This window comes from Corynebacterium mendelii (assembly GCF_017307055.1).
Lineage (GTDB): Bacteria > Actinomycetota > Actinomycetes > Mycobacteriales > Mycobacteriaceae > Corynebacterium > Corynebacterium mendelii.
This window is the reverse complement of the sequence record NZ_JAFLEQ010000015.1, coordinates 102,202-115,722: the sequence shown is the minus strand read 5'-3', so window position 1 is coordinate 115,722 and position 13,521 is coordinate 102,202. Positions and strand designations below refer to the sequence as shown.

Below are 13,521 nucleotides of genomic sequence, written 5' to 3'. Positions count from 1 at the left end.
TTTATTTGAACGGCCCTATCAAGTGGCTGGACGCATCATTGGGCTGTGGCAATGTCAGTGGGCAAAACCGTGTGTGCGTCGATCGGCGGGACCTGGGGTGACTGCCGCGATCGTCGCGGGTTTTTCATTATGACTAGAAATCATTGCCTGCTTCGTCAACGCTATGACCGAAGTTGATTGTCCAAACGATCAGACAATCCTTATTTCCTACCCTCACGGTGCCATCTGTTCCGGCGACGCACGGGGATTGCCGAAGGCCAAAAAACAAGACTAAAGCAATTGGATTCGGGGTTAATACCTGAGCAGGGAAGGCTGTTGCGGGGCCGAGGGTAAAACAAAAATCGCGCGCCAGGAACGCCTGTCGGCACCACAGTGACGCGCCACAGACACATTATCGGCTGCTGCCCCGGCACACGGATCCACTCTCCATCCGGTTTCAGGCACAACCGTCTGGTGGGGTTGTCGGTCAGACCGTGGGAGCGGCCACCGACACCGGTAATACCGTGGTCGAAGCTGTGATCGGCAGCTATGTACCGGATAAGGGTGTTGGCTAGGCCGCTTTGAGCCTATCCGACGGCGTAAAACCGGCGTCGTCTAAACAGTTGTTGTCAGTTTCCTGTCGCAGCAGTGGGAGCAGGAAGTAGCTCCGAGGATTCCCCGGAGGACAGCACCACGAGTTTGTCCCGCGCCCGGGAGCTGGCCACATACAGCAGTGCCCGTTCTTTGCGGTTGAACTCGCGGGCTTCGTCTGCACCGAGCCCCTTTGCCTTGTAGCGCAACGGAAGCATGGATTTGTTGACGCTGATCAAAATCACGTTGGTGAATTCCAGGCCTTTGGCTGAGTGCATGGTGGTGACCAGACAGTCAGCATCGTCGAGGGCTTTTTTCAGCGACTGGGTGACCGCGTTGATCTCCTGTTCCTGCAAGGCTGCAGCCACCCGGGACACAATCGCCCGGGTTCTGGTGAGAACACCGATGGTGGCTTCCGGGTTGTCCTTCTTCCACTGTCTGATGAACTCGGCTGCGCGATCCACCTCGGCTGTTTCGGTGGGAAGAATCTCCATCACCGGGCGGGGGCCGGAGCGAATCGAGTTCAACCCTTTGACGTCATCGACATCGTCGCCGTCACCGGAGCCGAGCCACTGCTCGTTGTCGAGGATTTTCACCGCATAAGACAGGTTTTCGGCTGTGGTGCGGTAGTTGACCCGCAGTTTCTGTGACCGCCCCCGGGTTTCAATCCCGAAGTGGGACAGCACCAGCCGTTGGCCGTAGATGCGCTGGTGGGCGTCTTCGGCCAGGAAGATGTCGTTTCGCCCCCTTTCCACACAGGCCCGGAGGAACCGCCAGTGGCCGGCATGGAAGTCTTGGGCCTCATCGACCACAACATGGTCGAAAATGGTGGTGTTCCGGGTAATTAAAATCTCCGCTGCAATGGCGGCCCTGGCAGCGAAGGTGACTTTCGCTTCGCTGGCGCAGGTCTGGTTGAAAGCCCGGATGAGGTTCCACACCTGGGTTCTGGCCTTCCTGTTCAAGGCGATACCGCGGCCAGTGCGGGTGGCACGGCGGTAGCCGGCCAGATCATTGATTCCCTGTGCCAGAACGACGGCCTGGTACTCGTTTGTCAGAAATGTCTTGTTGGCGACTTCCCCGGGGAGTTCACCGGAATCCAGGTCGATGACTTCGGTCCAGATGTTTGCCGCCGCCAGATCCTCCAAAACACCCGGCCGGGTGGTCATGGAAAATCCGAGCACATTCTTTGTGGCTGCCATGACCTCCTCGGTGGTGGCGTCCTGGATGACCATCGCCACCGTTTTGTCGATACCGGCGATCATCAGGCCCGGCTCGTTCATTTTCTTGGCCTGCCGGTAATCCGGCGCCAACAGCGACATCTGTTCTTCCAGCGAGTCCGCCAGACTCCTGGTGTAGGTGGTCAGCAGGACACGCCCGGGATTGTCGGCAGATTTGCCGGTGCTGGATTTCCCGCCAATGGTGCAGTTGACCAGATTGTTCGCCCGGTGCAGGGCGACAACTGTCTTGCCTGTTCCGGCCCCACCACTGATCCGTGAGCTGCCGGAGAAATCGGAGGTCGCCGGGCGGCTCTGGGCCTGCGGCAGATAGACCAGCCACTTGTTGAAGCTCAAGGCATCGAGGACTTTTTCCAGTTCCTTCTTCAGCTCATCATCCCCGCCGTCGCTGGTGAGGAAATGGAATTCGCCCCTGACGGCCGGGTGTTTCAAACCGTCAATCAACCGGTCGTCTTCTTCGGTCTCTGTGGCGGGAGCATTATTGCCAACGGCTTCTGGGGTACCTGCGGCAGTGTCTTTTCTGCTGGTGTCAAGGCCCAGGTCTTTCGCAATTTGGTCGAAGGAGTAGCCGAGAAGCATACCTGTGATGGCTTCCTGTTCCCAGCCCGGACGGTGACTCAGTGCCGCCCCGAGATAGCTTTCGTCTTCCAGCCCCAAAACGATATCCGTGGTTTCCGGGTCAATGCCCAGTTCATTGAACAGCAGCTGCGGAGTGTATTCCCGGGACCGGAGGAACTGTGCGGGGTTGGTCCGGTTGGACCCGTGAGGTTTTTCAGTTGCTCCGTTATCAGGGACAGTGGGTTCTTCCGGTGGGGATGAAACCCCGGTGTCCGGCTCCCCGGGGGCCATGCCACCTGTGGTGTCACCGTCATTGGCAGTGGCATCGACGTTGTCAGGGGCATTGTCAGTGGTGTTGTCCGCTTTCTGTTTTTCGGTAGGAGACACACCGGCCAGGCTGCCCGCTTCTAGTGGGGGCGTATCCGTGGTGGAAACAGTCTGCTGCGGGGGAACAACTGTTGATGCTGGGGCAATGATGTCTGCCGCCGGTTTTTCGATCAGCTCGGTGACACCGTTGATCGGATTGACCCTCAACTGCAGGCGCCGGGCTTTGTCTGCGGCCACCTCATTGCGGTAAATACCGGCCAACACGAAGTGCCTGCGGTCTTTTTCACCGGTGATCTGGAACAATACCGCCCGGTGTTCAGAGCCGATTTTCGCGGTCCGCACCCTTTTGTCGACCGCCTGGTCCACCGGTTCGATCTCCGGCTGCGAGGCAGTGGATCCATTGCGCAGGGCCATAACGAAGTTGGCGAGGAGAACCTTGAGATTTCCTTCGATTGTTTCGCCGTCAGTGCTCCTGTGGATACTGAATGTTGATCCGGTGGCTGCCATGGTGGTGAGAGGGTCTTTCCGTCGTTGATCAAATTGGGATTGCGGGAAAAGGCAGATATGCCGCCGAAAAGCGGTCACATCCGGTGGGTCAGGTACCCGGCACAGCTATTTGCCCCAGGGCTTCAACAGTCCACTCGGCAATTTCCGCCGGCAGTGATCCCGGTATGTCGGTGGCGTCCTCGACAATGAGTGTTTTGTCCGCCGACCAGCCGACGAGAGTGGGGATACCGCCTATTTCTTCACCGATCAGATCGGGTGCGGATTGTCCGGACCTGGCCAGTGCGGTGAGTGCATCGACAATATCGTCCTCGTCCTCGAATTCGTCGAGTACGGCCTTCCAATCCTCGTCCATATCTGAGGCGTCACCGGCATGATCCGCCACCGGGGATTCCTGTGCCAGAACACCGCCTATGACATCAACCCGGCTGTCGAGTGCAATGGGAGCGGTGGACTCCGGGGAAACCATCGGGTGTTGTTGCGGTGCCGGGGAGCAGACAACTGTTTCCTGGTGGGCTTTGACTGCGACATGCAGGCGCATCAACCAACCGGTGTTGGTCAGCCTGAGGAATTCATGCCAATTGTCGGTGTAGGTGTCAAGCTCCGGTGCAGCCGGTGGCGGGGGCAGAAGCTCAATATCCGCCCAGGTGTTGCTCATGCGGATACGGAAGTAGTCGCCCACACCGAACTCACTGCAGTCGATGACATCGACTTCGGGCGGTATCTTGTAGTGGCTTCTGTCGTCGGCTTTGACCAGTGCCTCAACGCCCACCGTCGACCGCTTCAGCTGGTGTTGCCGGGCGCACTGTTCCAGCACGGAGCCGAAACTTGCCTCGGCGACGACAGGCAGATACTGCCGGGTTTTGTCTTCCTGCAGCAGATCGATCAGCTGGAGCAGCTGCAGCATGGAATCCCGGAAAGCGAACAGCCCCACATCGGTCGGGATCTGGTGCTGGTTCGACAATCTGGATAAAACCTGCCGCTGTACCGGGGTGACCGATGCCCGGGTTACTTCACGGCCGCGACCCAGGTGGTGCTCGTAGTCATCCAAATCAGCGCTGGTCAATGACCAGGGAATGATGTCGTCGTGTTCCTTCAGTGACGAGCGTTTCTCGAAGTCGTCGTCGACCCGGTAGTTGGCGCCGGTATGGAATGCTTTGCCGTCCAGGTAGACCGCGATATCGGGGATATCGGACGACTGGTGCTCCAAATAGAAGTCGGGAACAGTTGTACCGAGATTCTTCTGCTCGGTCAGCGTCCAGTAGCCGGGTTGCCCGCGCTTTTTGAAGGTGAATCCCCGCCCGGAGCTGCGCTCTGTGATGGTGTAGCGGCGGTCGGTGAGTGCCTTGTTGAACAGTTCCCTGAACCGTAGCTCCAGCTGGCTGGCCGCCGAGGTTCTCGGTCGGCTGTCTCTCAGTTCCCAGGTTCCAAACTCGGGTGTGGCATCAGCTTCCGGATGGGAGGTGGCGGTGAGGATTTTCAGCAGTGACTCCTCCGCCGAGGCCCGTGACAGGCTGTCTGCGTTGCGGCCATAGGCGTAGGGGAGAAGACACTCCGGGCAGCCTGAGGCCTGTTTTTCTTTGCACCCGCAGGTGCTCACAACTTCCCATGCCTGGTAGAGAAGCTTCCACACTGACTCGGCATCGGACAGTTGGGTCAGATAGCCGGTACCGCCCGGAACACTGTCGTGGATAAGAAGTGCGTCAACGGCACCACCACCCACAGCCGGAACCGTCAATGGCGCGATGTCGATGTGCTCCGGATCGCTGCCGAGAATCTTCTTCAATCCGAGCTTGACTGCGGCAACCAGCGAGGGAAGGGCAGAAGTCGCGGTCGCGGTGACCAGCGGGGGAATATACAAAACCACTGCCTGGGTGCGAAGGGAACGACTCAGACAGATTCTTTCGGTTTCTTCGTCGCGGGAATGCCGTTTCACGCACCAGGGGGCATGATCCCGCCAGGAGTTCGATCGGGCTTTGGAATCAAGATGCCCGCAGTAGCGGCAGACAGGGAAATAGGGCACCGTCTGTTCCTTGCCGGCGACAAGCAGCTTTTCCCCGTCGCCTTTGCCCAGGTTCAGCCAGGTGATGTCCAGATGGGGCAGGTAGTGGGCACCGAAACCTTCCTGGTTGAACCAGGCTGTTCCTTGTTTGGGATCAATGTCGGCGGTGAGGACGGCGTGGAAGTACGTTTGCCGCCGCTCGTCCATGATGTCGGAAATATTTGCCCGGGTGCGATCAACCTGGGCCGATACTTTCCGCAGTGGCACTACCGGAATGACCTGTCCGTCATCGGCGAAACCACCGGCGCTGCAGCGCGGGCATGCCGATGCGCTGGTTTGGGGTCCGTTACCGGTATTGGCGGCATAGGAGCATTCGGGGCAGATACGCCACCTCTGGATATCGGATCCCTGGTGGCCGATTTCCACCGAATCGATTTGTGCGGCGATACCCTGTGCGTAGAACGTGGCCCCGGGGGCGAATTCGTGCAGTGCAGCTGACACGCCACGGGAGTATTCCCGGCGTTCGACCTGAAAATCGGTGGACTGCAGATCGTATTCGCTAATCCCCAACGCCAACTCCACATTGTCGTCGACCAGCGTGAAGTTGGGCAGCAGCCCGAAGCGTTCCATCGAACCGATCCAGTTTTCGTTGTGGATCGTATCGTCCAGCTCTTTTTTCGCCAGTTTTTTCGCCGCATATGTGGAGTTTCTGTCGCGGCGGGTCTCATCGTCGACTTCACTTGCAACCAGCTGTTTATCCAGTTCGTCAAGACGCTTGCTGAGAATACCCAGGCGGTCAAGCAGTCGTGCCCGTTGGGTGATCCAGTCCAGTTGGGCCTGCTCAAGATCAAAGATCAGGCCGTCGCTATTGTCATTGACCCAACAGCGCAGTTCTTCTGCCACATCGTTTTCTACTTTGTCTCCCAGCGCCGCGGTGAAAGAGTCGATGTGTGCATCAACCCCTGCCTTGACTGTGGCGGCGATAATGTCGATGAGTGGTTGTTGCTCCCGGCCGCTCTGGAACACATCCCGGGCAGTGGACATCGATGCCAGGACGGCCGGATCAACGGCCACGTCAAGAAGATGGGCCAGAAACTGCCGGTGCAAAATCTCCCGGGCATTCAGATACGCCGTCGGCGGCAGAACCTGGCCTTCAATGACACTGAGCGGTTCCTTGATTTTCGGCAGGGTCGATCCGCGGCCGCGAACCAGGGCCACTGCCAGGCTGTTACCGGTCAAACGTCCCGCACGGCCGACTCTTTGTACATAGTTTGCGACAGTGGCCGGAAGGGAAGCCAACATCACTGTTGACAGGTCCCCGATATCGATACCCATCTCGAGAGTGGGGGTAGCGACCAAAACATTGGGGCTGTCGGGTTCATCATCGCCTGAGGAGAAAGCTTTCTCCAGCCGTTGGCGTTCATCGCCGTCCAACAGTGCGGTGTGTTCGTTGGCGATGACGGTCCGCGGGGTTTTCGTCTCGTACAGACGCTTGTAGTAGTTGCCTTTTTCGATTTGCTCAATCTGGTAGACACCGCGTTGACAGTGGGCTGCCTGGCAGGGGGAACCGGCAAGCATCTGCCGCAGTCTGGTGCTGACTCCCAGTCGGGAGTGGCATACCGAACAAACCAAGACCGCCAGGTCTTCATTGTCTGTTGGGTGGACGATGATCTTTTCCGGTTCGATGGCGAACACGGTGGCTTTTTTCTTTGTCTGTACCGCGGTGAGGATGCCTTGCTCGGCCAGGGCAAACAGCAGATTGGTCACAGCTTGTGCTGCATCTTGTCCTGACAAGCCCAATAGTCTTCTGGTCCAGCGGGCATAACGGCCGTTGGCGGCGGTGACCGGAACCAAACCACTGTTTTTGTGCTGACCACTGCGACCTGAGACCGGGAAGCGCGGGTATCCGCCTTTAGGGAAAGCCGGAACACCGTCGGCCCGGGCTTCCCTCCGGTAGAGCATGTAGGTGTTGCCGTCATCGACCAGATAGGAACGCAGCCACGGATGGTTGATACCACCCTGGCTTCTGATGGTTTCTAAAATCCCGTGTGCCCAGGTGATGTAGGTTGCCGACTCATCGGCAATCATGGGCTGTTGTTCCAACGCCCCGAGGGCTTCACGGGCAACTTTTTCGAGAACCCGGTCATCGGCTGCCACTTCCACAGACAGAGCACCGGTCAGCACCAGGGATCGGGCCAGATCAGCCCGGTCACCGAATTCCAGTGCCATGTCGAAGGCCAGGCGTTTAGCCACCCGGAAAGTAGCTGAACGATAGGCTCCTGGGGTTGTTTTCTGCCGCCAGTAGGCCTCGAAATTGACCGAGTGGGCGATTTCCGGGGGAAGCAGTTCAAAACGTGCCCGTGGATCTGCTTTGGCTGCTTCCATCAGCCGGCCGGGAATCTCTGATAGTGCCACCGGCTCATCGCCTACAGCTTGGCGGGTCATGGTGCGCAGTGTGAAAGCCCTCGCCCGGTTGTGGACAAACCCTGCCCGGTGGGCCGCATCCTGCACCGAATCAGCGAAAACCAGCGTTTTCTTTTCTTCCCTGTCCAGCTCAGGCATACCGAACAGGTTCGACAGCGACACCGACAACAAGGTGGCAACCCGGGAACCCAAGAACCTGATGGAGTCTGCTTCCAGACATGACGGGCAGACACCTTCCTCGGCATCCTTGTCCGCTTCCGGGCCGCAGTAGGTCAAAACCGGCAGATTATTTTCGTTTGATTCGTCATCTTCTGGAGGATCCCGGGGAATCAGGACTCTGGCTGCGGGATCAAACCATTGCACAGCTGATCTGGCATCAGATGAGGTCGCCCCCGCCACTGAAATCCCTTGCCGAAGCGCCTCAAGCTGTTCATTGGTGGCATCCAGCAGCGGGCGTTGCCTTGTCGTTTGGGTCACCGAGAGCTGGCGCACTTTGTTCGGATCAGTGACCAGAACTGAATCTGTGCCGGGTTCCAGGCTTGCCATCCACCCGGAGCGTCCGCAGGTCCGGCAGTAGCAGGCCGCAAGCCAGGTGTGCGCGATACTTTTTTCGACCGGTCCGTCATCGGAGAACCGGAACAGCTGCTCTGTCGGATCAGTGCTGTTGGCCACCGCCCGGTCAATACGGGACAGCTCCCTCACCCACAGGTGTGCTTCCACACCGGGCAGCTGCTTGCCGAGGAACTTATCCTCAGCACCGACTTTCGCCCGCAGTGCCGCCATAAAAGTCAGCATGTCTGTCAAAGCCTGCACCAGGCTTTCTTCGCTGTGTGTGCGCAATTCCGTGACGTTGAAAATTGATGTGACAAGACAGTCCACATCCTCGGATTCACGGCTGCCCAACGGCCGGGAGGTGGCGGTCACCTCCAGCAGTCTGGCGAATGTGGGCTGCAGACAGTAGGCGATGACAATCTCCGTCAGGCTCAGCGAAGCAAGAGCCGAATCAGGGAAACGGTTGAACAGACGCCGGACAAACTGGTCGAAAACACTCTCGGCATAATTGGCGGATGATCCTTCAAGAGTTTTCCTGACATCCCTGCTGATCGACAGCAGGGTGTCCGCATCCAGTGGGCCGGTGGAACCGTGGAGTTTCCGCAGCCGGCGGATGGTCTGCTCAACCCTGTAATCGTCCGGGTCACCATCGGCGGATGAGTCACCGTTATCCTGCTGCTTCAGGTGCAGCCGGGAGAACACTTCCAGCACATGGTTCTGCCAGCCGGCAATATCGAGTTGTTTTTCGGTGACTACCGATGATGTTTTGAATTTGGTGCCGAAGACGGTTTCAGCGAAGTTGAGGATTGGTGACACATCGGATTTATCACCCAGTGTCGCTGAGGTTGCCACCGGAACCACAGCCCCCAATGGGGACTGTGGATCGGCACCGACTGATGCGAGAAAACCTTCAGGTTGCAGGGATTTCAGCACTAAACCCAGCCTGCGCAGAAGAAGCGCCACATCGGTTCCCTGCGCACCGTCGTAGGTGTGGAACTCGTCGAGTACCAGATACCGCAGACTTGTCGCTGATTTCACCCAAATATTGCGGTCTTCCGGGCGGAGCAGGAGAAGATCCAGCATCTTGTAGTTGGTGAGCAGAATATCCGGCGGATCATCCCGCATGGCGGCACGGGAGGTGATCAGTGAGTCCGCCGTCATTTTGCGGTTTCCGCCCAAACCGGAATCACCGGTGTAGATGCCGGCGGTGACAGCCGACAGCTCAGGGGAGGAGTCAAGCAGCTCTGCAAGACGTTTGGCCTGGTCGTTGGCCAGGGCATTCATCGGGTAGATGATGATGGCTTTGACACCGGCTTTGCCCTGGCCCCGTTCCCGCCGGGCATGATCCAGGATCGGGTAGAGGAATGATTCCGTCTTACCGGAACCGGTACCGGTAACCACCAAAGTTGGTTCCGGCGCGGAATCTTTGCTGGACAGTCTCCGGAAGGCTTGGGCCTGATGGTAGTAGGGCACAAACCAGGGGGGAAGAAAATCGAGCAGTCCCTTCCAGTCTTCGGCAGGCGCATAGGGCAGCCGCGTTTTCACATACGGGCCGTGGAAGATGCCTTTTTCCGGGTCCTCCAAAAAGTGGGTCAGTGGTTTGGCCGTGTTGTTGTCGGCCAGGGAGAAACTGGTCGCCAGGTACTCGGTGAGTCCTTTGCGGATACTGTCTCCTGCGTGGACGGGCAACAGGCTGGACACGGGGCAACACTTCCCAACAGTCGGGCGCGGAAAATATGGAAAAAGTAGAAAACTACCGGTGAAAAAAGAAAAACAGCTGCAGTCATAAGGAGATATTATTCACGACGTTTATCTGAGCTCCCGCATGAAACGCTCGTATGCTTCCCGCATGTCAGCTTCCCGATCGTGGATGGTGAACGGGTATTTGAAGGTGTAGTCGACCCCGGATTGCGGGTGTGCCCAGGTGCGTTCTTCGACAGACAGGGACCCGGGTTTCTTTTTCTCCAGCTCTAGAACCTCTTTTGGTACGAGGCGGCCGTTGGCATCGAAGAGATTTTGGCTGTCGTATTTTCGCATGACCGGGAACTGTGTCCGGTAGATCATGCACAGGTCATCGACAGATACGCCGAAGCCGATGGCAACCAGAGCGTCGATCTCGTTTTGTATCCGTTGCCGGGCGAGCGGATTGCGCACGGGAGTATCAACGGTCCAGGGTGTGCCGGTGATTTCTTCCCATAAAGGGGCGTATGCCTTTGTCAGGCAGTTGAGCTTGAGATATCTGCCGATCAGGCTGTCTACCATCTGGCTGTCTGTAGGACTGATAACCGGTAGACCCACAACAACAGAACCAGGGGTGTGGCCTGTGCAGGTTGACCGTACTAAGTGGTCGACCAACAGACTGGAAAGGCAGGCCCCCAACAGTGCTGTAGCGGAATTCTTCGCGGCGGGTTTTTTGTCGGAGTCGATGCAACACGCTGAGTGGACAGCATGAACGTGTGCTGCGTTCGGCGGGATGATCGATGGGAACAGGGTTCTGAATGCTGTTGTCCCTCCCATCTCCCGCCATGCGATGCGGTAGGCAGACCGCATGGGAACCGGTTTTTCTCCGATGGTCCATGTGCCGTAGTTGGCGTCGTATTTTTTCGTGTCGGTTGTTGGGACGTATCCGGTAGCCGGAATGAAATCGTCGGCGATGGCTTCAAAGTCAATCTTCGTCCAGTCACCCTTGCTGTTGAGCGTTTTATTGGGTTGTTTGATCATTGGGCAGGAGATACCGACGTGGGGACCCTGCATGATGACATCGGCCCAGCTGTCGGGTGTGGACCATCCGACGTCGAAGAACCCTTTCTTCTTGTCATTAGTTTCGTCCCAGCCTCGTGAGAACTGTGGGTACAGCGATGCTGCCCGTGGTTGATGGGCCAGTTGTTCCAGGACCCTGGCAGCGTCGGTGTTGACGGTGTAGACGATTCTGGTCTCGATCGGTGGGGTGCCGGGGGTTTCGACGATATCCCGCCAAACTGACAGTGTTTCCATGTCAATGTGTTGGATGCGGTCGGCATGGGGCCGACGGTCCCAGTTGTCGTCATCATCTTTGAGACCGGGCAGTGGGCCGGTGCCGTCGTGGATGAGGGAGTCTGTGATGGTTTGCGGGTGGTAGAGACTCGAAGCCTGCAGAAATGATGGCTCGGTCTGGTGTGCGCCGTAGATGCTGATGCCGTAGGTCTTCGCATGTCCGATTTGGAAGAGTGATAATTCGTTTGAGAATTGCCAGTGGCGACGGAGCCTGGCGTAGCATTCGCGGCGCAAAGAGACGGCTTTTTTCTCTGCAAGGTGTGACTCGGGATGGATCAGGGAGACCACACCGGTGGGGCTTGTATGCTGCCAGGTGCGGCAGATAAACCCACGGTAGAGATCGGGTTGTTGGCCTTTAAGCTGCGGGTACTGCGCGTGGCTTCGCAGCAGCTGTGCAAGAACCGCGGTTTCGGTCAGCCCGTCGAGGACTTTGTCGGTGGCGCAGGGTTGTTGTGCCGTGAACTCCTCCTGTCGGCGTTTTGCAGCTTGGGTTGGTTTGTGGGCGAGCGCCCACCAGGGGTCGGTTTCAGCCCACAACTCGTCGACGTCTGTTCGTGGTCTGACCCAAGGCGGGTTTCCGATCTGCAGGTCGAAACCGCCGTCGGCGAAGATGTGGGCGTATTCGAGTTCCCAGTGGAAAAATCCCTGTTGTTCGGTGATAGTGTCACACACCCGGATCCAGGGATGTTTGTGGCGGATATTGGCGAGTGTGTCGGCGCCGGCGAAATCGCAGGCGGCCTGCTCATTCAAATCCAGGTCTTCCCATGTCTCGAGGGAAGCGAAATCAAGCTGCCCGGGAACACTGGCTTTCGCAGCGGTAGACCCCAGGATCCTCACCAGCGCGTCATACCACTGTGCTGACGTGGGTGGCTCGATGTTTTCACCGTCGATGGTGGTTTTGTCTTCCGTCAACGGCCAGAACCACAGGGCACACCACAAGTCCATGACCAGTTTCAGCCGGGCATACGCCGAATCCGGATTGCGGTGCAGATAATGCTCCACATCCTTTCTGGTCACAGCACCCGGTGTGTAGTCGTACTCGTGGCCGTAGACATCGATATGCCGCATGGTCTGCCGGTTGGCTTCCCTCATCCGCAGCAACGCGAATTTGAACAAAACATCCACCCGGGAGGACAGGCTTTTCAGTTTGTACCAGTCACCGGTGGTGGCATTCTCATTCGATCTCGCCGGTATCTTCGGCCAGTTCATCATTGGTCTGCGCCAGTCAGCGATCTTCTTACGCTGCTCAGGCGAGAACTTTTTGGCTTCCTTCACATCGGCTGCGGCACCCCAGCCGGTGGCGGGAACAAGAAAATGATAGACCCCTTGAGTGAAATACTCGCTGCCCTCATCGTGGGCTTTCGCCAAATCCGGTAGCGGGGCAGGAGTCGGCGGAAGCGACCACCGGTCTTTCTGTTTCAGATCATGCAGCGAGTAGAAACTGTGGGAAGCACCGAAAAGAGAGTTACCGCGGCGAAGATGCAGACCAAACCACGGGGCTTTCAAATCTTTGGTCATCGTGTCCAGCCACAGAGAAATCTCTGCCAGCTCCACCGCTGTGGCATTCAGGTCCACGCCGTAGACCTGGTGCAGGGCAATATAGGCCTTGACCTTCTGCAGTTCCTCGGACCTGTCGGCTGCGTCGATGACATCACCGAGCTCCTGCTGACGCATCTCAAGATACAACTCGGATAGTTGCCGGACCGCTTCGACAGCGAACGCTCCGGAACCCATCGCCGGTTCACAAATCGTCAGGGTGAGAATGTCTTGCGCTTGTTCAATTCGTCCCGCGTATTTTAGCTCCTCGATGGCCTGGGCGACAGTGAACTCGGTGATGACTTGCGGGGTGTAGAAAGACGCGGAGCGTTCCCGGTCACGGCTGGACTGCCGATAAACAAACGAGCCTTGCGGGTGTTTTCTTTCCCGCCGTTCACTACCACCATGTTCATTGACAACTAGATCAGTAACAAAGCAGTCATCGACTTTGTCATCATCACGTAAAGCCTGTGCTTGCTCGGCGGTCACCACCCAGGAACCCTTCGACGGATCCCCGTTGGGGGCCACCTCCCACAGATCCTGCTTCGCAATGAAACCGGTATATGACATCAGGCCTTCATAGACCTGGCCAAGCTCGGTGACACCGAGAGTCGCATAGGAGATGAACCCGCGGTCCTGCCCTGCTTTCACCTCCGATAACAGCAGGTTGTCCAGCACCCGGTGCAGCCCCTCATTCGACAGCTTCACTTCATCGATCATGCCGGTGGCAGAAGGGGTGAAAAGATCAGCCGAAAGATTACGAAACCGCAGGTCTTCTTC

General features: G+C 57.8%; 3 protein-coding genes. All 3 read right to left on the bottom strand.

Annotated features, from left to right (window positions below; translation table 11 throughout):
- Positions 1 to 608 precede the first annotated feature (608 nt).
- Positions 609 to 3,197 (bottom strand): 3'-5' exonuclease, encoded by a 2,589-nt coding sequence (locus JZY06_RS08335; protein ID WP_207279096.1) that lies wholly within the window; start codon positions 3,195 to 3,197, stop codon positions 609 to 611.
- Between the two features lie 88 nt (positions 3,198 to 3,285).
- Positions 3,286 to 9,873: a DEAD/DEAH box helicase gene (locus tag JZY06_RS08330; protein WP_207279095.1), complete on the bottom strand. Its 6,588-nt coding sequence runs from the start codon at positions 9,871 to 9,873 to the stop codon at positions 3,286 to 3,288.
- 108 nt (positions 9,874 to 9,981) lie between these two features.
- Positions 9,982 to 13,521: Eco57I restriction-modification methylase domain-containing protein (locus JZY06_RS08325; protein ID WP_242516861.1), on the bottom strand; the 3,540-nt coding region annotated here is incomplete at its 5' end.

Bases quoted from the DNA above. Each gene is read 5' to 3' on its own strand.
- JZY06_RS08335 (WP_207279096.1), bottom strand. From the start codon at position 3,197: ATGGCAGCCACCGGATCAACATTCAGTATCCACAGGAGCACTGACGGC.